Below are 22,176 nucleotides of genomic sequence, written 5' to 3'. Positions count from 1 at the left end.
TACCATTTTTATTCGATTAGAAAAACAGGGCGATCCACTACCCGGGTTTTTCTCACTTCCGGACCGTACTGGTCATATTGGCCCAGGGCTTCAATTTGTTTGTCCGCTAATTTCCTTAATGCTTCGACCACTTCCGGAAAATCTTTTGAAACATTCGTGGTTTCAGCTGGATCCTTCCGAAGGTTAATTAATTCGATGTCTTCCGGAAACTGCGTTAAATTATAAGTGGACTTCTGAATGTTTTTCTTCTCCTCCTCATGGAAGGTGCCCAGCAAATTGAGCTTCCAATCTCCTAACCTTACCCCCATAAGGTACCCGGCATGCCAATAATAGAAAGGTCGGTCGTCCTGGCGGGAATCCGGATTAAAAAAATAATCGGAAATATCCATGCCGTCCCGTTTTGGCGAACGATCCGGCTTTGCCCCGGCTATTGATGAAAAAGTAGGCAATAAATCCAAAACGGAAGCGGGTGCATGGCAGGTTGTACCGGGTTCAATTTTACCCGGCCACCAGGCGAGAAAAGGGAAGCGTATGCCCCCTTCAAAGGTTTGTCCTTTACTTCCCTTCAGTATCCCATTACTAGAACCAAATTTTTGTGCCCCTCCATTATCTGAGGTGAAAATCACCAGGGTATTTTCCGAAAGTCCCCTCTCTTTAAGGTATTCCAATAGCTGCCCGGTAGACCAACTCACTTCAGCAATACTTCCTCCAAATGCGGTATTGGGGTGGTTCGTTTGCTGATGAAAGGCCTCCCGTGCTGCCACAGGAACATGAGGCATGGTATGGGAAAGGTAGAGAAAAAAAGGACGTTCGTTATGTTCGTCTATCCATTTAAGAGATGCTTCTGTATATTTTTGAGTTAAGGTGGCCTGATGCTCCCTGTTCTTCGCTCCTCCTTTGATTCTTTCTTCGACTACTTCATTTCTCATCAAAGGAAGTATGGGTTCATCATTTACGCGTATCGCCATGTCATTGGAATAGGGCAGGCCATACCAAAAATCAAATCCATGTTTGGTAGGAAGGAATTCCGGTTGATCCCCAAGATGCCATTTGCCTATAATGGCAGTAGCATATCCAGCTTCCTTCAAAATCTCAGGTAATATTTTTTCGGTAGGGTTAATGCCCTTTGATGCTTTAGGAAAAAGCACCCAACGGTTTTGTATGTCCAGGTCTAGATCAACCCTTCTTGCCAGGGAGCCCGTCATCAATGCGGCGCGTGATGGGGTGCAGACGGGTGCTCCGGCATAAAAGTTGGTAAACCGCAGCCCTTCAGTCATCATATTGTCTATTTCCGGAGTTTGATTCCAGACCGAGCCATAGCCGGACAGATCCCCATAGCCCAGGTCGTCACAAAAAATAAGGATGATGTTGGGGGGAGTTTTTTTAGTTGGTACTTCGAATGGGGTTGAATTGGCTTGAAATAGCTTATTGCCAACCAGGGTTTCATTTGAATTTAAATTAAATGTGGATTGAGAATAGTGGGTTAAATTTCCCCTATTAAATTCATACGCAAAAATGTGATTGCCTGGCAAAGACAAGATCATAATAGGTATTAACAATATAATATAACGCATAGGCTATGGTAATGGTCATTTTTCCTGGGTGCCTTATCCGACACCTGTCAGTAAATTAACTAAAGGCGCTTTCGCCAGTAGGCTAATAGCAATTTGGATAAAAATCTTTTTATTTAAATGTATTAAGATGTTCCAGGCAAGCCATCCACTATTTTAACCAAAATGTGTTGTATATTGACAAAGGACGCTTTCAAAAATACCGATAGGAATGAAATTATCCCGATTTTCTAAAATGTAGTCGAATGCAACTCGTAAAAATGGTCGATGACTCTCAAGCTTTTTCTTAACCCACATGGCAGCTAACCGCTCATAAGTTGCTGTTATTTCCATGGAACAAACTAAAAAACGGGGTAATGGGTTTTTTCCTTTTAAATTACTTCGACTTTCGACTCCCCTTCTTTTCGGAAGGCAGAAATAAACATCCATACCGATGTATAAAGAACGATACATAAGACCACCCATTTGAGCATTAACAGGGGTAACGATTTAACAACAAAAGCGGCCAGAAACACGCCAATAATCCCAGCAATCGATAGCGATAATGAAACTTTCCTGTCATAGGCTCCTTTTTTGACAAACTGTGCCCCGCCAGCCGCCATTAACATGGCAGTTGCGGTCATCATAATTGGAAAGGCGGTGAGCGGATGCATCCCTAGCGCATAGACCATTGCCATACAGGGGGCATAAAACCCGACTCCGACAGTTTGCAAGGCACCAAAAATAAAGCTCATACCAACAATAAGCGCCAGTTTCCAACCTGTCAGTCCTATGGCCTCGCCGCCAACAGGCATCAAATCCAAAAAGCCGGCTATCATAATCAGGGCCACAGCCAGCAGACCAAAACCAAGTCCCATCTGAATCCTGCGGCGTGACATCCGGGACACAATATCGGCACCAAGCAATGCACCCAGGGGTGCAGCTGTTGACATGCTGACCAGGGTAACGGGGTCCACCTGAACTACCGTCATGAATATAAAAGCCTGCGTTACAGTGGGAATTGTATTTCCAACATTCATTGTACCTGGAATCAGGCGGTCATCAACAAGCTTAAAAAACTTAAAAATAGCGGTCTGCTGTGCAAAACTTCCTATCCCCAGGGTGTCGAAAAAATTGGTAATAAATCCGGTTCCTAAAAGACCTGACCATGATTTGCCGGAAAACATCTTTCTATTTTTAAAAACGTCAGTAATAAAGTAGAACCCAAACGTTCCCGTCATGATCCCCAGAATTACTTTTAGAATGATACTCATAACCAATCGCTTTGGAAGGTAATGGCATTCCCATTTGATACCATTTTAATCATCGAACTTAAGTTGTCGATAAAAGTACTAAGATGACCCGTCTTAACTATTCAGTATTTTAACCAAAATGTATTGTATGTTGACAAAGGACGCTTTTAAAAATACCGGTGGCAATAGTTTCATTCCGATTTTCTAAAAACCATAGTCTGCCGCAGCTAGTAGAAATGGTCGATAACTCCAAAGCTGTTTCTAATGGAGGATATTCGTCGAGGAGAAGCCCCCTGACTCGCCAAAGGCCGCCTTTTATTCCGATCGTGCCCATACCTGCATCTTCCCGTTTGCCCGGTTAGCCCATCGGTGATAGGGTACGTAGGTTAGGTCTAGGTATTCGTTTTTCGCGTTTGACGCACGGGTTGTAACGGCGACCACCCCTTCGAGAAGGTCTCTCTCAAACGCACTTTCGAGGGTTTTGTAATGGATTCGGTGATTTTCCTTGTCCCGAAAATAGTCCGGATTGTCCACCTCTTCCATGCAATATACGAGCGGCCCGCGGACCAACGCTACCTTGCCGTTTGTGTCTTCGATCTCCGGATGGCCGATTACAGCCCTCGCCTCCATGGGAAAAGAAAGGGTTATCTGATCCCCCGGCTGCCAGGTACGCTGGATTAGCAGGTAGCCATTGGTAAGGATAGCGTCCTTTAAGGGCGCACCGTTTAAGGCGATCGAAGGGAATACCCGGTCAAGAGCCAGTGTATCCGCGTAGACGTACAAATCGCTACCAGGAAGGAAATTTCCCCTGCTCCAACCCGGAATACGGATACGTAGGTCAAAAAAAGCCGCTTCTTTCGGATTCACAAACAGGGATACGTTTCCATCCCAGGGAAATTGGGATTCCATTCGAAGCGACACCGGTTGATCCTTCACCAGAAGACTCGCTTCGTTTCCAATAAACTGATTGACATAAATACCTTGTTTGTCTTTGGCATATACCAACGAGCCGATCGCTGGAAGAAACCGCACCATATTGCTTGGACAACAGGCGGGGTTAAACCAGGGTCTACGTTGATAACCTCCGTCGGACGCCAACAAGTTTCGGTAAAAAAACCGGTCGCCCTCCATCGAAACGCTGGAAATGGCGGCATTGTACAGCAGGTACTCCACCAGATCAGCGTATTTACTCTGTCCGCGTAGTAACCCCATGCGATTGCTCCATAGCGTAAAACCAATACCGGAACAGGTTTCGCTATAAGCGCTAGAGTTGGGTAATTTGTAGGGGCTACCAAAGCCTTCGTCCCGAAACTCATGGGTACCAATTCCTGCCGTTACGTACATTTTTTTGGTGACAATATCCGACCACAAAGAATCCAGCGCGGGAAGATAACGACCCGACTGGGTTTCCATTTCCATATCCGCCATGGCCGAATACATGTATACCGCCCGGACACCATGACCGCGGGCATGGTACTGCCGGTCCACGGGCAAATGGTCCTGCCGGTAAAATGGATGCCTCCAACGTAAGGGCGTATCGGCGTACGGATCTACTTTGGGAGGAACGGTGTCAATGCGTGCTGGATTTCCCCGTTCGTCCAGAAAAAAGGTGGCGAGGCGGAAGTATTTTTCGTTTCCGGTTGTTTGGTAAAGCGCATACAAGGCCAATTCGATCTCCTGGTGACCCGGTACTTCCCGCCGCTTTCCCGGACCAAAAATGGAATCGATGTGATCCGCAAACCTAATCGCCACATCCAACAGCTTCCTTTTGCCGGTCACTTCGTAGTACGCAACCGCCGCCTCAAACAGGTGCCCGGCGCAATACAGTTCGTGGTCCCGGTCGATATCGGTCCATCGTTCGGTACGGTCACCGGCGATATGGGGGGTAAACAGGTAGCCATCAGGCAATTGTGCAGCGGAAATCGTGTCGATCAGCTGGTCGGAAAATGCTTCCAGTTCCGCATCCGATTCGTGATGAAGGGCATGGGCCACTCCCTGAATCATCTTGTACACATCCGAGTCACTGGCCATCATTTGGTTATGCTGCCCCTGCCGAATACCGGCCGCAATCGCGAAGTTTGCCAGTGAGGATTCGGCTTCGGCGAAGACGGAACGCAGTCCGTTTACCCGGCTTCGGTGGATTTTTGGAGTCCAAAAATCATCGTTGATGCGAACATTTCTGTAGGAAACAGCCTCCAGATAGGTTGGTTGATACCCAGGGAGCACATCGGACGAAGGCATTTCGGTACATGAGATACCTGCTATTATTCCTATGAAAATCCAATTGGGTAAGTTTTTGATAATCATATGGCATCTTTGTTATACCTGCTGCTCTGATTGGGTCTAATGATCATGGAACGGGCATTTCATCCGCTACCAGGAAAAACCTCAACCCGCTTGTCACCTGGGTTACAATAGCAGTTTTACTTACGTTTCCCCCAATCTACCTGGCTGAAAATGGGTTTGCGGCAAGTAAATTCTCCCAAAAAAGACTCACCTCCCACCCCATCGAAAACTCCCCTATTACCGAAAGTCGGGGTATCCTGATCACTTTAAACGCGCTAAGAAAGGTAGGTACCCAGCAAAAGAAACGCATCCATCATCTTACCAAAAGAGCATGTTATATTAGCATGGCCAGGAAAACTCTTGGCTCTCAATCATCCAGCCAAACGCCGAAGGAGCCGATGAACTCGTTTTGGTTCGTGAGCTGCTCTCAAAACGGCCACCGCACAAAAAATTCAGGAAACTAACAGCCTATTATATTTGCTCCCGTCGGCGACTCGACTTCCTACCGGTTTTGCCAATCCACCACCCCCACCCGATCTGCCCAGGTTTGGTATTTTTGAATCATGGATTGGGTCACTTCGGGGTACGCCTCCACCAAATTATTTTGCTCCGTGCGATCGGTCTCCATATCGTAAAGCTCCCAGGCCAGCCCGGGATTTCTTCGCTCCACCAACTTCCATTTTCCATCCCTAAATCCCCTATTGCCTTCATGCTCCCATCCAATGGGCTGATGATCAAACCTTTCATTTCGGAACACCGGCACCAGGCTCTGCCCCTCAATGGGTTGGATCCTCTCTCCCTTGTATTCTTTGGGATAACTGGCTCCGGCCACTTCTACAATGGTGGGCATGATGTCGATGATATGTCCCAGTTGATCCGTAGTACGGGACGCTTGCTGAATGCCCTCCGGCCAGTAGGCGATCAGGGGTGTAGCAATGCCTCCCTCATGGATATAGTGTTTGTATAGTCGAAAGGGGGTATTACTCACGTTTGCCCACTCGGAAGCATAACTCATATAAGTGCTCTCCGGACCGGGCATCTGACTGACATCATTGCCCCTGAGCAGGGGACTTCCATCCCGCTGAAAAGCCGGAAAGTGAAGGGATCTGGGCCAGTTATCGGTCAATACCTCGTGACAACCTCCATTGTCCTGCAAAAAGAAGATCAGGGTATTGTCCAATTGTCCGGTTGCTTCCAGTGACTGAATGATTTTTCCAATGCCCTGATCCATTCGGTCTACCATGGCCGCATAGACTTCCATGCAGGCTGCCCACCATTCCTTATCTTCGGTTGCTTCCCAGGAAAGATTATCGGGATCCCTGTCACTCAATTTCCAATCGGGCGGAATCAAGCCCATGGCGGTCATTCGGGCCATGCGCTCCTCCCGGAGCTTGTCCCATCCCTGATCATACCTGCCCTTGTATTTCTTGATGTCCTCAGGCATGGCATGAAGGGGCCAATGGGGAGCGGTGTAGGCGATATAGCCAAAAAAAGGCTTTTCATCTCCGCCCGCTTCTCCAAAATTTCTGATGAACTCCGATGCATGCTCACTGATGGCATCCGTATAATAAAAGTTTTCCCCGGCATTGATGGGGGTATTGTTTCGGGTCAGGGTAGCAGGATTGTAATAAGAGCCAGCTCCATGGATGGTACCAAAAAAGGCATCAAAACCCCGCTGTACGGGCCAATTATCCTTGGATGTACGTATTTTCTGATCTTCGGTCAACCAGGTCCTCCAGAAATCCACATGCTTGGTCACATGCCATTTTCCAGACATAAAAGTTTGGTAGCCACTCTCTTTTAGCGTTTCGGCGATGGTCACGCATTGCTTGTTCAGGTCTCCCCTGTAAGCAGGGACGCCCCGGTCGTTGGTCATGCCACCTATACCTGCCTGATGGGGATACAGTCCGGTGAGTAAGGATGCGCGGGTGGGACAGCACCTGGCCGCATTGTAAAACTGAGTGAATTTTATCCCTCCCTCGGCCAGTCTGTCCAGGTTTGGGGTGGAGATTTCTCCCCCAAAACTTCCCATATCGGAATAGCCCATATCGTCCGCCATGATGAGGAGAATATTCGGTCTTTTTTGAGCCCATACGGCAGGAAAAAGCCATACATTAACTAAACAGACAAGAAAGATAGAAACTGTTTTTTTCATGATCATTGGGTTATGGGTTTTTAGCGTCGGGCCGAAGTCAGGCAAACTGTTTTTTTGTTCGGAGCGCTTTTCTTTACGCCGTGACAAAGATCGCCGTAAAGCAATCTACCGCTCCTGGTTTTCATAGCGGCTGCCCTCTTGCGTTTTACGTTTAGTCGAAATTTGGCATGGGTGAGGAAACATCTACCAATGTTCCATTTGGGTCTTTAAGCAATAATCTTCTTTGTCCGTAAAAGGTGTCCGCTGGTTCACTTAAGACATCAAGACCTTCCTCTTTTGCCCGTTCAAATACGGAATCAGCATTTTCGACAACAAAGGTTACATAAAATCCCTGTGGATTATTTTGATAGCCATCCGGAACCATTTCACTGGTTCGTTTAATAATTTCCAGTTCAAATTGTTTATCTTTCGAAATCAGGTGCACAAACCAATCGCTATCATAATCCACATGAAAGTCGAATAGTTTGGTATAGAATTCTCCGCTCTCAGCTAGGTTGTCCGAGCAGATGTTTGTCATCATCCTGTTAATGGTTTTCATCTTCCTCTTTTTTTGATTTTTTATTGTACAACAATGAATACAATTCGCTCATCCTGTTTTTCAATGACCTTCAAACCAATATTCCTCAAATTCAATCCGGATCTTTTCCAACTGCTCCTTATAAGCCGGGTCATGGGTAAAATGGGTGGTCTCATAGGGGTCCTCCTTTAGGTCCATCAGGCGCTCCTCAAATCCCGCTGCATCATATCGGATGTATTTGATACCTCCTTCCTGGATTACCGCCCTGCTGATCTCCCCCTCTATGCCCAGGCTTTCCCGCCAATCCACTTTTTCACCCTCGAAAAGCGGGCGCAAACTGCTGCCACGCGGGTCCGTTTCGGCGGTGATGCCGGCATAGTCCGCCAAAGTAGGTAATAAGTCCAAGCCCACCGACACCAGTTGCCGGTCATTTACCTGTCCAGCGGGTATATGTCCTTTCCACATGGCGGTAAACGGAACCTTAACCGACTCTTCGTACAGTACATTTTTGTGCTCCAATCGATGAGAGCCGTCATTGTCTCCGTGCTCGCTGGTGAAAAGGATCAGCGTCTCTTCTTCTTTGCCACTTTCAATCAGCGCATCCAAAATTTCCTGAACGTGCGCATCCGCCATTTCGGTCAACCGGGCATAGGCCCAGCGGTGCATGCGCCACTGCTCTTCGGTATATTCTTCCCGGGCCCCACTCCGAAAGGACCGGGGGTCACGGTCCAAAAACAGCTCAATGGCCTTCGCCTCGTCTTCCTGGGGTTCGAAATTGGGAGGCAGCGGTGGGCAGTACTGCTCAAAAAACTCCTCTCGACTGACGCCTCCCGGCAACTCCAGGGCCTTGTCCAGCAGCGTCAATTCCGTTTTAAAATTTCGTTGCAACTGCTGCTGGTAAGTGGAATCTGCAAAATCCCGTATGGCCATAAAGCAAATGTCATGCGGGTTAATTAGGGATACGGCCATAAAATAGGGCTTATCGTGATCGGCCCTGATGTAGTCGGCAGCCTTGCTTGCCAATTCCCCTCTGGCATCTTCGGTGAGCACATGAAATCCCACCAAATCCGGATCCAGGAATGCTGGCAGGTGCTGTTTGCCCCCATACACCAAATCGTACCCCGCATTTGTTAAGTAGCTTGCCAGATTGTCACCTGATGCCTCCGGGCTGTTGGCCGGGATATCCATAGCCCCTGCATTGTTCCTTACCTGCCGGCCTTCAGCGTCTTTGTAAAAGCCAGGGAACCTTCCCGTCATCAAACTTACCCGGGAGGGAGAACATACCGGATTGGTAACATAGGCCCGGGTAAAACGAATGCCATTGTTGGCGATGTAATCCATGGCAGGGGTATGGAGGTATTGGTTACCCGAACTGCTCATCATGCTCTCGCTTTGCTGATCCGTGAGGATTAAAATGATATTGGGGTGCCTTGCCTGTTCCTTGCAGGAAAGGAGCAACAGCAGGCCAAGGAGAACCAAAACAGGCCGGGTAAAAGTCCCGATCATACTTCTCTTTTTTAAAGGTTTGGGCATAATGCTAAATTTATGATTTGTTTACCCCAAATTCATTACTATACATCAAATTTCGGACGGCAAATAAGTATCCTTTTCCTGCAGGTTGTTCGGTACACCTTTTTCGAATAAGTTTTATTGGGTAACAACCGTCACTTCTGCTTCCTCCAGGCCTTCTGCTTTAGCGGTTAAGGTAAGCTGTCCCGGTTTTCCGTTCGATTTTACAATAACCAGGCATTTTCCGTTAAAAACCTTACGTGAGGGGTTATCAAAGCTTTCCTCATTTAACGGATCTCCATTATCTACTGCGATAATGCTTGCCTCGCCATCTATTTTAAACTGAATCCTGTTGGAAGCATTGGGAACGAAATGGTTGTTATTGTCCAAAATGTTTACTTCCACATGAACCACTTGCTGCTTGTCGGCCTTTATCGTTTGCCTGTCGGCCAAAAGCTGAATTTTTGCCGGATCTCCTGAGGTCACCACTTCCATTTCCGAAACCACTTCACCATTCCGTTTGCCTTTAGCCACCAAAACTCCTGGTTCATAAGGAACCAGCCAAACCAGGTCCATCTTATCCCCCATTTCCTTTTCTCCTAACGATTTGCCGTTTAGAAACAACTCCACTGACTCACCATTTGAATAGGCCACCACAGGTATTTCCACGCCCTCCTTGCCTAACCAATTCCAATGAGGAAGGATATGTACCATGGGTGCATCGGTCCATTGGCTTTTATAGAAAAAATAGGTGTCTTTGGGGAATCCGGCCATGTCTATGATCCCATAATTCCAGAATCTCGCCGGCCACCCCATCAACGACTCTCCCAGATAATCAAACCCGGTCCAGCGAAACTCGCCTGCCATGTAGGGTAAATCACGTGTTCTCCTCCAGGAATCACGCGCACCTATCCGTACCATGGCATTGTCATAGGAAGAACTGTAATGTTTGGGCACGTCGGTAAAGACCTCCTCTTCCGTAAGATTCGGAACTTTCATTATTCCTCCCAGGGGATTTTGTCCCCGGTACCAGGAGTGGGTCCGGTACACTCCTCTGGTTTGAAAGGAGTGGGGAACTTCAGTCGCCAAAAATATTCTGTCCGGATAGGTCTCCTTATCTGCTTCATACATAAACGCAGAGCCACCTCCTCCATTATATCCGGTCACATCCAATTGGGAGGCAAATCCACTTTCGTTGGCCAAGTGCATGTGGGTTATACCCGCGGTAATCGGCCGGGTCGGGTCTTCTTCTCTAACGACTTCCATCAATCGTTTCAATCGCTCCGTCCCTATTTCAAAGCAAGCGTCTGGAATTTCATTTCCAACACTCCAAAGAATGACCGACGGATGATTTCGGTCTCTACGGATCAGCTCGGTGAGGTCCTTTTCTGCCCACTCGTCAAAATGCAGGTGGTACCCGTATTTTGCTTTTCCTTCCGGCGGCTTTATTCCCCCAAAAGGCCAGGATTCCAGCCATTCGTCAAAGGCTTCGTCCATCACCATAAAGCCCATCCTATCACACATTTCCATCAATTCCTCCGAATGGGGATAATGTGCCGTCCGGATGGCATTGCAACCCATGTCTTTTAATATTTCCAGCCGGCGTTCCAACACCCGGTCGTTTAACGCTGTACCAAGTGCCCCTAAATCCGCATGAATGTTAACGCCTTTCATTTTCATCCTTTCTCCATTTAAGGAGAATCCATTGTCCGGTGAAAACTCGAAATAGCGTATGCCTACCGGTGTATGTAGCTCATCCATCGGGGAGTCTTTTTGACGCAAAAGGGTCTTAAGGGTATAGAGGGTAGGATCATCGGGAGACCATAAATCGGGCTCAAGGAGGGTTAATTTTTGGTCGAAGGTCGTGTCCTTCCCGGGATCCACCTGAGCCGTTATTTCCGATTGGCCAACCAGTTCATTGCTGGAAGTGTACAGTTCCTGAAACAGCTGAAATGGCTCGTCGTGCTCCCAATCATTCTTGATGGTGGTACGGATAGCTACTTGGGCACTTTCTGAGGTGACATGGGGAGTGGTTACAAAAACCCCATGTCGGGCAACATGCAATTTGTTGGTTTTAACCAGCCAGACGTGCCTGTTGATACCGCAACCGGTATACCAGCGTGCGCTTGGCTGTTGGGAATTGTCTACCCGCACGGCAATCACATTGTTTCCATTTACATTCAGGTATGGGGTTAAATCGTAGTTAAAACTGATATAGCCATAAGGTCGAAGTCCCAGGTAATGCCCGTTTATCCAGACCTCACTATTTTCATATACTCCTCCAAATTCGATGGAAATTTTGGACCCGGCAGCCTCTTCCCCTAATAAAAAGGTCTTTCTATACCATCCCACCCCTCCTGATGAAAAGCCCCCGGGCCTGCCCGTAGGATTATCTGGTGAAAATTCATCCAGAATTGCCCAATCATGGGGAACATCGATTTCTTCCCACCCACTATCGTCAAAATTCGGCTGCGAAGCTTCCGGAAAATCTCCCCTGGAAAACCGCCAATCAAAATCAAAGCTTTCTTTTTGCCTGCCGGGTTTTTCCGATTTATTGCTATTCCCACAGCCAAAACAAAAAGCAGTTATTAAAATAAAAAGGAAGTTCTGAAAATGCTGTCTCATGGTGACTATAATTGCTTCTTAACGATCATACGTTGTCCCAAACGAAAGGTCGTGATAACCTGTCTCGAACTTGATTCGGGAGAATTTCCTATGTTTAACAATGATCCCAGTGTGTGAGGATCTCGTCATGGTCGATTTCATATGTTTATAATTGTCTTTAAGTGGCCATATGGAATCTCGCATGCTTTATAATCATCCCTCTGTGTGTCGCCTCCATCATGCTCGATTTCATGGAAATAAATGTTAGGAAAAATCTCTTTTGCCTAATTGGTTGAAAAGGATATTCAATTTTAGGATTTTGTGCTTTAAAAGGTGTGCTTTATTTTGACAATATTATACAGTATGTTGACTGAAATACAACCTGTGTAACTGCCTAAAATTCATCGAAGCAGTTTACCACACTAAGTAAAAAGCGGAGCACTCGTCATGCTCGATTTCTAATATCAATTGCATGCTGAGCGTAATTTCGATACCATTCAATCGGGCAGTGCTGCTTGTAATTTTCAAAGGCCCGTATGATTTGATCTTCTTCCAGATGCGCTTGGGATAGCTCAACATCAGAAAGTTTGCGGCTCCAGATATGATGGGTAGTTCGAATGGCATTTACGGTCTCAATGGGATCGGTTAACGTTTCCGGAAAGCCCAAATCGGCAATTACATATTCAATGATTGGTTCGTAATCCTTGTTAAAGGGTTCGGTAGAGTCGTTCAACGCATCTACATATTCTTTCAGGATATTCAATTTCTCAAAGGAGGATGTAGTAGTCTCCTGATTCTTTAGGGCGGTTTCGGCCCAATTAAGTGCTTTGCGGAATTCCTGAATCTGCCGGTTGCATCGTATCAAAAGGCCTACTATCTGAAAGTAAAGGGAAGGATGGTGATGTGGGGCTAATTTGTTGGTTACTTTTTCAAAATGAACGATCGCTTGCCGGTAAATTCCTCCTTGCCAGTAACAATATCCAATTTGATGATGAAGTTTAATATCAAAAACCTCCCGATCCATGCTTGCTTTAATGGTCCCGGCGTAGCTGTTTACCAGATCAATTTGCTGTCGATAATCCCAAATAGGGATGTCTCGGTACAATTTGAACATTATTTCTTTTGGCAAAAAATCCTTGGCTAGTTGGTCTGTATCCATTTTCAAATATTCCCTCTGATCCGATCGAAACAATCTTTTCACTTTCCTCAAAAACAAATTGGGCTATCCTATTCCGATCACTTACGGGGATTTTGGACAAATCTTTTAAAAATTTTTTATTAATCCGGACAGTCACCCAATCAGGTTTTGTTTAATTGATCGTAATAGGCTTTCGCTTCATTTAAATCTAGATTTTCAGCAGAATCATTTTCCTCCATTAATTTTCCCAGTGCATGATCTTCTAATAGCTGCTCTATTTTTTCAAAATCGGCGATATCAATTTGTACGGCCACTTTTTTTTGGTCCTCGTCAACGATATATTTTCTTTTGATTTTTTTCATAACTCTTGCAGGTTGGTACAAATTGGTCAATATTTTAAAATAAACCAAGTTTGCCCGATATTTTATTACCATGTCCGAAACGATCCGGTACAAATACGGATTTGTCAAGTTTCAATGTTGATTTTTTATCCATGATTCATTATAACTAATACGTATAAATACATGAAAAAAGTACGTACTTAGCATGTCTTTTTCTATTTAGAACTAATCAGTTCAGGAAAAGGGGGAACACCCTTCCACCGGTACTTGCCGGAATGCGATAAAACTCGCATAAATACCTCCCCTTAAGCATGAATTCTCAAAAACAGCAGCAGCCATTTTGACAACCCTTCTGTATAGAAAGCTGCTCGATGCAACCTGTTTAAAGTCGGATTCCCACATCAGCATGTCGATGAGCTGTTCCAAAGCTCTGTGACCCCTTCAAGTCAGGCCTTATACATGCAGGAGCGGGTTTAACTTACTTTCGTTTCAATAAAATCACTAGGCTTAATTTTAAGTATAATAGTGTAATTTTATCTGCAAACCCGCTCCTGAGTTTAGGTGAGTTTATGGGGTAGTTTTAGATAATTCTAAGTTTAATTGCTATTAAAAATCAAATCATAGAAAATCAACTATTTTCCATGGTTTCAAACGTTTTAAAGCCAATAGAATTCTAAAACAGCTTTTATTCACCTGAAAAAGAGAAAAATTTATTATTCCCCAAACAACCAATTAGCATATGCTTGAGCAGCACTTGCGGCACCAGCCCCAATCAATGCTCCAGGACCTGTAAATGCCCCTGTAACTGCTCCGACAAAATCAGCTTTACAAACAGAGCAAGCTTGTTCAATTACATCTATTTCGCGTATAGAGTCCACCCACTGACTTTCATTCCCCAAAACTTCCTGATTATGCCAATATTGATGTGAATATCTCGAAACAGCATAAGATTCTAACAGAACAGCTTTTTGCTCTTCACTAAAAGAATCATTTTTTAATACATCATTTTCTAGTTCTTTAGTTCTTTCGATAAAATCTAATACTTTATCGGTATTGTTACCGGAAGTTATAAAATTAAAATCTGGTATTGGAAATGGATTGAAAGGGAAGAGATCGCATAATGTCGGAATATAATCACATCCAGTCGACGATTGATTGTCTAAAACTATTCCTACATCCACACCATCGTTTTCCATTTCTTGGAATACATCAAATGTTGCATTGATTTCATTCCCATTGTAGGGTAGGTTATTTATAGAATAAAATTCTCTAGTTATTTCCAATAAATTACTGCGAAAAGCACTATTTTCAAAATCATCACGAGTTATAAAAAAATCTAAAAAATCATTATGAAGTTGACCTGTTATGTCCCATTCATTACTCCGGTTTTCTGTTTCTGCATTTGTAATTAATCTTTCTGAATTTTCTGGTTTAAAATCATCTTCACTACAAGATATGACACCTAAGCATAGAAAAAATACCACTGAAAAATTTAATACTTTCATCTTTTTTAAAATTTAAATTATACTACTCGTTTGGCTTTTCGTTTCCGCCCCGTTTTTTTTAGTGGGTTCTAGACTCCACTTTTCCATTGCAAAAATTTCATTTGAACACCGCTGGACTACGACTCCGTAGGCTTTCTCGGACCTTCCTTGTTTTCTAACTTTCTATTAACCTATTTATTACGAGCACTTTAAAATAGATATTAACAGAACCAGGTCGCCAATTAACTCGTTTTATTGTTCCTATTTAAAAAGAATTAACTCCGTACAAGCTATTGGAATTCAACAATACAAAATTTCTTTTTCATTGCCCAAATCTCCGCTGCCCCTTTTTAACAAAACTGCCTCTCCGGGATATTCCTTCCACTTAAAAAGATTCTACAAAACATGATTCAGCGATAAGCAATGCGGGCAAGATAGTGGAAAAATAGGATTTCACCAACGGTTGCCTTGAGATTTAAGACGAGGGGATGCTGTTTTGAAGCTATATATATGCTACTGATAGGTTGGGTGTCTTCTGCTCTGCACTTTCGGCTTTCCCTGATTTCCATGTTTACTGCTTCGACAGGCACTTCACGAACAATCCACCTAAAACCTAAACGACACCTCCATGCCCAGGCCGGGTTTGTTGAGGCCAAATTTAAACTGCTTGTCGACAAAGGGTTCTGCGGTAAATTCATTGCTAAACCGGGTCTGTGTATAAGAGAATAAGGGGAAGTACATGCCCAGGTATAATCCCTTCCGGGGGTTAAATAGGATACCTGGCTCAATAGATCCCCCGAATCGAACGATATCATCCCGAATAGTTGACGAACCCCCAAAATCATTGGAATAACTGCCTATCCCGGCAAACAAATTTGCTCTAATGGCCGGCCTCCAATTCTTTTCGCTGCCCTCCGGGTCAAAGTAAGGAGATAGCAGAGGTAATCTCTTCATAGCCCTGTTGTTTAGTGTGGGGAAAACAGAATATATAGTTACCTACCTATCAGGAAGTTAAAACATTTAATTAAAAAAGTCAATAGCCAATCGGCAACCGATTTTCAATTCATCTAAAAAAACCAATTCCAACTTCAGGGAATTTGATTTAACTTGCGGGGTCATCCTTCTCATTCCTGTTAGCCTATGCCTTTTAGATTACTCCCCCTTTGCATTTTGCTACTCTGCGAAAGCGCTTCTTTTGCGTTTTCCGGGGAAAATCCGCTTATCAAAGTGACCGGGACCGTCACCGCAAGTTCGGCCGCAGCCAATGCCCCGGCACAACAAGCCATTGACGGCAATCTCAGTACCTCCTGGGTATCGGCCAATCCTTTTCCAAACCTTTATTTCAGCAATCCGGAACAAAATATTTTGTTGGGGCAAGCCCTGAACAGCCCCTCTGGCACAATATTGGCCAATGCCACCGATGGGAAATTAGGTACCTATACTCCTCAAATCAGCCTAGTCGATGGTAAGGCAACTGCAGCACTGCTCTTCTCCGATCCAAAAAAAATCCACCTGTTGGGCCTTCGTTTGGGTGGCCTTCAGGAAGATGTTGAAATCAACCTTTTTGATGCCTCCGGCAACGTTACCTTGCTGCTTTACACCGACATCCAAAATAACGCCACGATCCGTTACACGCCGGATGTAGAAAACATTGTCAGCATCAGCCTTTCCAGTACTGCCCCCTTTTTTATCTATGACCTGGCAGCCCTGGAGCAAGCCGCTGTGGAATACCTTACCATTGACCTGGAGCAGGACCGATGGATAAAGCAAATCCACAGCAAGCACTGGGCCGGCTGGGGCAATGCCACGGCAACATCCCTGCTGATGGGTACCCACCTGGACAGCTTGGTACAGGTAGGCAGCCTCAATCCAACAGACCTTTCGCTTGTTATTACCGAATTTCCGCAGGCCATAAAAGCACGGTACGTTAGAATTGCCCATACCCTGGTACCTGAAAATTATAAGAAGGTATCCGTATTTGAACTGGAAATTTTTGGGGAAAATGCCCCTAATCCCCCGCCCTCCGTTACATGGGATCCGCATGCCGGTCTCTACCCGGCCTTGTCCTCAGAGGCAAGTGTAGTTGCCAGTTCCACCGCAGCCGGAGCGCAAAATCAGGCCTCCAGGGTCCTGGACAACGATTTTTCCACGGCCTGGGTATCCGATAATCCCCTGCCTGACCGGTACGTTTCCAATCCCCTGCAAAATGTGCTCCTGCATCTGGCCGGAGAAGCATCCGGAGCGATCCCTGTCGAAAAAGCTACCGATGGTTTATTGGGAAACAGTACGCCCACTATTCCAATACCCGAGGGAGAAAACCTCGCCTGGTACCGCCTTTCTGTTCCTTCCCTGCCCATTCACCGTCTGGGATTGCGGATTTCGAACAATTTCAGCGAACCCATTAGCATACGCCTTACCACGGCCAACGGAGAAAGGAAAGAACTTTCCTATCCGGTAGGTACCAGTGGGCACCAACGGTTTACCGTCGAACTGGACCAGGTCACCGAAGTTTATTTGAGTTCTCCTTCGGCCTTCAGCATTCAGGAAATCGCGGCCTACAGCCAGCCCCTGACCGAGCACCTGACCATGGATCTGGGAGAGAAAAAGCAAGTTTCCTGGATCCGAACCCGGCAATGGAACGGTGCAGGCACCGCCATTTCGGCTACATTGCTCCTGGGAAACCATCCCGACAGCCTGGTAGGGGTAAAAGACCTGGACCCAAGCATCCTGGATTTCCAAACGATCCAATTGCCCGAACCCATTCCGGCCCGCTACCTGAGGATGGAAATACAGTTGGCCGATGAAAATTATAAAAAAGCCACCATACAGGAAATCACCGTTTACGACGAATACGGCAACTATGGCCCCCCTCCTGCCCCAGAACCACAGGACCGGAGTTTCGGGGAACTCTTTGGGCTGAATACCGTCTGGGCCTGGGGAACAAAGAAAGTACCGAACCTGCAGGGTCCCGACGAAGGTGCTCAAAAATTTATCCGGGCGGCTTCCCAGGCCAGAAATTATCACAACATCCACTGGGATACCCCGGATCCGGATCAGATCCCCAGCTATGATCCGGACAACCTGCAGGTGCACCTGAAATGGACCCAATGGGAACAGGAATATTCCGATTGGAAAAATAAGGGGTTTTCCGTGGATGCGACGTACACCTTCGACCGGTTTCGGGAGTCCGACTGGGATAGCCCCTACGAATCGGGGGAGGCCCTGGGACAGGCTTTTGCCGGCACCTTCGGACCTGGAAACCTGGATCTTATCCGTTCCGCGGAGATTGGCAACGAACCCTGGGATTACAGCAATGAGACCTACCGGCTTATCCTGGAGGGCATGGCAAAGGGTATGAAATCCGCCGACCCAGCCTTGACCGTGCTGCCTGCGGCGCTTCAGGCCTCCAATCCCGAGGCCGGGAATTCCGGAATCAGCAAAAATTACATGGGCTACAAACTATCGGAAGCCGCTGCTCCGTACCTGGATGGCATCAACCTGCACCTGTACAGCTATATCCGAAACGAAGCGGGAATTCGCCTGGCCGTGCACCCGGAGCATCCGGCTTCGGAGATGCGGGCACTCTTTGCCGGGCTGCGCTTCCGGGATCATAACATGCCCGGCAAGGAGGTCCACGTCACCGAATGGGGCTGGGATGCTTCCAGTGCCAATGAAACCGCTTCCAACAGCGAAGCCGTATCGGCCATTTCCCAAGCCGTGTATGCCGTGAGAGGACTGCTTTGGCTGAGCCGCATGGGCGTTGACCGGGCCCATTGGTATTTCTATGCGAATGTGGATTTGGAAAGTACGGACTCCCAACGAAACTACGACCGCTCCGGCCTTACGGAATCCCTCAACTTTAACTTTAAAGAAAAAAGGTCCTTTTTCGCTGCCGAAGCACTTCAAAACCGAATGGCCAGCCTACGTTTTCAAGAAGTATTGAAGGAAGACGATAAGGCCTATATTTACCTGCTGCGCAATGAAGCCGGTGAAGACAGCCATTTAATCGCCTGGAGACCGGTCACCGGGGATGATTCTGTGGCCGTAAACCTTGCCCTTCCCTACGAATTGCCTGCAGCATCGGCCTGGTACCTTTCCGGACTGGACCCACAGGGGGAAGTTGCTACTGTAGGCTATGAAAACGGCCAACTGCTGCTACCCCTGTCTTCCAAGCCACTGCTTATCCAACTGGGCAAATCTTCCCCAAGCAGCCTGCGGATGCGACAAGAGGCCAGCTTACGCGCAGAGGAAACAGATGGGAAGGTGAAATTGATTTTAAAGACCGGCAGCCCACTGCATGGATCGGAAAGCATCGCCTTGACGCAAGACCTAAAGTTGGGAAATCTATCCTGGGAAAAAAGCGATGAACTCACTTGGCACAGCTTACCGGAACAGCTCCGTCCAGGTTCCTACCAAACTTCAGCAATCCTGAAAGGAAGCGATGGTCAGTTGCTGACTACCAATGCGGTTCATTTTGTAGTCAAAAGGCAGGTTAGCCTGAACCCCAATCCCTCAACAGGCCAGGCGGCCCTTGAGGTAAAACGCGCCTTCCCGGAGCCCAGCCAAGTGACCCTGCTGTCTGTGGATGGGCAGGTGGTAGGAACCTATGTACTCCCCGCCAACGAGAAGGTACTTCCCATACCGGTAGCTCACCTAAAAACCGGTTTGTATATTATTAAATTGGAAAACAGCGGATTTACGGACCGGATCCGGTTTTTAAAAGAGTAGAAAAAAAAATCTGTAAGGTTTCAAAAACCTGACAACCTAAGTTCGATCTATTTTCCGTAAAAAGGTTCAACCCCTGCCGGGGTTGGAGCTTCGTTTTTGTTAGCTTTCCGCGGGTTGCACCCACGGTTATTGTTGTTCAGGCCCTTCAGGCCTGCTTTTACTGAGAGAATCAGCAGCAGCCTAAATTGGCATCTATAGCGTTTTTTTCCGTTAGTCCAATTACGTTATAAGGAGGTTCCAGATCACTGCTCAAGAAACAAACTCCTATTCGACTCCGAAGCCTGCAGGGCTTCAACAATAATAACCCCGAGCGAAACCCGGGGTTTAGGAGCCAATCTATCCTTCCAGCAACCCCGGAGTGGGTTGAACATTTTTTTCCAAAAAGGCCCGGAATCAAGCAAAAAGCCGTTCCAAAGAACCAAATTGCCATCCATTAAAATCGAACTCAGGTTGACAGGGCTCTTCGTCTTAAATAAATGATAGTCAACCAAAGTCCGCACATGCTGAAAAATCGGATTGTAAAGCAGACACTTAACGTATTAACCTAATTAATTCAAAATAAATCCATCTATTCTGGTCAGTATCCATCCAACCTTCAGCATGCGCGTAACCTCAGTCAATTCTTTTCAGCAAGTTTTACCATCCGTGATTTTGAGGAAACAGGGCGAATCCCTGGCAACCAAACCTATATTATTAGCAGTGTAAAACCCTACTTGAACTGGCTATTTTCAATTAAATTCAGATTCAAATGAACAAGCTTATCCTGTATTACTTCTCTATACAATACAATTATTTAATTTGTTAGTAGAATTCAAAATTAAATCATCGGCAAAAGATTACTGTCCTTCATCTTATCAAAAACGTATGATATGTTAGCCAGTTCAACCCGGATCTTCCAATGATAATCGTTATGATGGCTGCGGCATCCGAGCTGTTGACTAATAAGTCACTAAAAAATTATTTGATCAACACCCAGCTGATTACCGTTTTTCTGATTCTAAATAAAAGACGAATATTCTTTCTATTTTTTTTTATATTAAAAATATTATTTTAATTAAATCTGAAATTATATCTATAAATCGATTTTCGAGTTCCAAAGTTGCAGCGGGAAAACGGTTGAGCGAAGCACAATAGATCTACCGATTTCCTTAGAAGTGCATATTTTTAACCTATTCATCTCTACATGCTCTGGAATAATCTTCAGCTACCCAATCCTCCCCTGGGGTGAAATACTCCCTTTACACCCAGTTATTTTTTTCTTACATTTATACAAATGTTCCAGAAGATGAGAAAAAGAACCTTTCTGAAAAACCTTTTGGCCCTGGGTGTTACGGCCAGCCCCGGCGTCAATTCCTTTGGCCAGCTCCTGTCCCGTTATGAGCACATCCCTCCTGCTCAACTTGCCTCCAACGAAGACTTCTGGGCCGAAATCCGGGCCGGTTACCGGCTCAAACCCGATTACATCAACCTGGAAAATGGCTTTTATTGCTTTGTCCCGCAGGAAACCCTTGAAAATTTAATCGGGCATGTGCGGGAGGTAAATTACCAGGGATCCTGGTACATGCGAAACGAGCGGAAGGGAAACAAAGCGGCCACCACTGCCCGTCTGGCGGAATTGGGCGGCTGCAGCCCCGAGGAGGTGGTCATCACCCGAAACGCCACCGAGTCCCTGGATTTGATCATTACCGGCATTCATTGGAAGGAAGGAGACGAGGCCGTCATGGCCGAGCAGGACTACGGTGCCATGTTGAATCAGTTCAAACTGGCCGCCAAACGGTACGGGGTGGTCAACAAGGTGATATCCGTTCCGAACCTGCCCCAATCCGACGAAGAAATTGTGGAGCTCTACGCGGCTGCCATCACCCCCAGGACGCGGCTGCTAATGGTCTCGCACATGATCAACATTACCGGGCAGATCTTGCCCGTCCGGAAGATTTGTGACATGGCCCATAGCAAAGGGGTGCAGGTGTTGGTGGACGGGGCGCATGCCTTTGCCCATTTCCAGTTTAACCTACCCGATCTGAACTGCGACTATTACGGGACAAGCCTGCACAAATGGCTGAGCACGCCGCTTGGTGCCGGCCTCTTATACGTAAAGAAAGGGAATGCGGAGCATGTCTGGCCCTTGCTTGCCGAAGGAGAGCGAGACCCCAACGACATCCATCGCCTGAACCATATTGGAACCTACCCGGCGTATACCGACCTGGCCATCAGTGATGCCATTGATTACCATCATGCCATTGGGGGAAAAAGAAAAGAAGAACGCCTCCGGTATTTGCAAACGTACTGGACCAGCCAGGTCAGGGATATTCCGGGGGTAATTGTAAACACGCCCGAGGATCCTGCCCGACATTGCGGAATCGGAAACGTCGGCATTGAAGGCCTGAAACCAGCTGACTTTGCGAAAATCCTGATGGAAAAGTACAAGATTTTTACCGTTGCCATCGACGGTTCAAATGTCCATGGCTGTCGGATTAGCCCAAATCTCTATACGACGCTGGACGAGCTGGATGTGCTGGTAAATGCCTGTAAGGAGCAGGCAAAGGCTTAGGTAACTGCCCAGAACTCATCACAACGGCCTGCCTCAGGCGCAACAAAGGCCGCCCGTGAC

Annotated in this window: 13 protein-coding genes; 2 read left to right on the top strand and 11 right to left on the bottom strand. The window is 46.5% G+C overall.

The features are described 5' to 3' along the window. Positions 1–8: 8 nt before the first annotated feature. The 11 genes from GJS45_RS04020 to GJS45_RS03970 all read right to left on the bottom strand — a co-directional run bounded on the left by GJS45_RS04020 (position 9) and on the right by GJS45_RS03970 (position 15,791). Positions 9–1,544, bottom strand: a complete 1,536-nt coding sequence (locus GJS45_RS04020) for a sulfatase family protein (RefSeq protein WP_162340178.1) — start codon at positions 1,542–1,544, stop codon at positions 9–11. 398 nt (positions 1,545–1,942) lie between these two features. After that, positions 1,943–2,824: a sulfite exporter TauE/SafE family protein gene (locus tag GJS45_RS04015; RefSeq protein WP_162340177.1), complete on the bottom strand. Its 882-nt coding sequence runs from the start codon at positions 2,822–2,824 to the stop codon at positions 1,943–1,945. A gap of 294 nt (positions 2,825–3,118) precedes the next feature. Continuing rightward, positions 3,119–5,110: a glycoside hydrolase family 127 protein gene (locus GJS45_RS04010; RefSeq protein ID WP_162340176.1), complete on the bottom strand. Its 1,992-nt coding sequence runs from the start codon at positions 5,108–5,110 to the stop codon at positions 3,119–3,121. Between the two features lie 481 nt (positions 5,111–5,591). Then, positions 5,592–7,244, bottom strand: a complete 1,653-nt coding sequence (locus GJS45_RS04005; RefSeq protein ID WP_162340175.1) for an arylsulfatase — start codon at positions 7,242–7,244, stop codon at positions 5,592–5,594. A 151-nt stretch (positions 7,245–7,395) separates the two neighbouring features. After that, positions 7,396–7,764: a VOC family protein gene (locus tag GJS45_RS04000; RefSeq protein ID WP_235954580.1), complete on the bottom strand. Its 369-nt coding sequence runs from the start codon at positions 7,762–7,764 to the stop codon at positions 7,396–7,398. 78 nt (positions 7,765–7,842) lie between these two features. Then, positions 7,843–9,294 (bottom strand): sulfatase family protein, encoded by a 1,452-nt coding sequence (locus tag GJS45_RS03995; protein WP_162340173.1) that lies wholly within the window; start codon positions 9,292–9,294, stop codon positions 7,843–7,845. Between the two features lie 114 nt (positions 9,295–9,408). After that, the gene (locus tag GJS45_RS03990) at positions 9,409–11,895 is read right to left on the bottom strand and encodes a glycoside hydrolase family 2 TIM barrel-domain containing protein (RefSeq protein ID WP_162340172.1); all 2,487 of its coding nucleotides are present in this window, start codon (positions 11,893–11,895) and stop codon (positions 9,409–9,411) included. A 424-nt stretch (positions 11,896–12,319) separates the two neighbouring features. Then, positions 12,320–12,988 (bottom strand): hypothetical protein, encoded by a 669-nt coding sequence (locus GJS45_RS03985; RefSeq protein WP_162340171.1) that lies wholly within the window; start codon positions 12,986–12,988, stop codon positions 12,320–12,322. Positions 12,989–13,173: 185 nt separating this feature from the next. Then, positions 13,174–13,374 (bottom strand): hypothetical protein, encoded by a 201-nt coding sequence (locus tag GJS45_RS03980; RefSeq protein WP_162340170.1) that lies wholly within the window; start codon positions 13,372–13,374, stop codon positions 13,174–13,176. 692 nt (positions 13,375–14,066) lie between these two features. Next, positions 14,067–14,858, bottom strand: coding sequence for a hypothetical protein (locus tag GJS45_RS03975; RefSeq protein ID WP_162340169.1), 792 nt, complete (start codon positions 14,856–14,858; stop codon positions 14,067–14,069). 585 nt (positions 14,859–15,443) lie between these two features. Beyond that, a complete protein-coding gene (locus tag GJS45_RS03970; RefSeq protein WP_162340168.1) occupies positions 15,444–15,791 on the bottom strand; it encodes a hypothetical protein in 348 nt (115 codons plus the stop codon). 186 nt (positions 15,792–15,977) lie between these two features. On the opposite strand from GJS45_RS03970, the gene GJS45_RS03965 reads away from it, so the two are divergent. Both GJS45_RS03965 and GJS45_RS03960 read left to right on the top strand, forming a co-directional pair. Further along, on the top strand, positions 15,978–19,565 hold the full coding sequence (locus GJS45_RS03965; RefSeq protein WP_162340167.1) for a T9SS type A sorting domain-containing protein: 3,588 nt from the start codon (positions 15,978–15,980) through the stop codon (positions 19,563–19,565). 1,285 nt (positions 19,566–20,850) lie between these two features. Continuing rightward, positions 20,851–22,116, top strand: a complete 1,266-nt coding sequence (locus GJS45_RS03960; RefSeq protein ID WP_162340166.1) for an aminotransferase class V-fold PLP-dependent enzyme — start codon at positions 20,851–20,853, stop codon at positions 22,114–22,116. Positions 22,117–22,176 lie beyond the last annotated feature (60 nt).

Source organism: Cyclobacterium salsum, assembly GCF_010119245.1.
GTDB lineage: Bacteria > Bacteroidota > Bacteroidia > Cytophagales > Cyclobacteriaceae > Cyclobacterium > Cyclobacterium salsum.
This window is presented reverse-complemented; position numbering and strand designations above follow the sequence as displayed.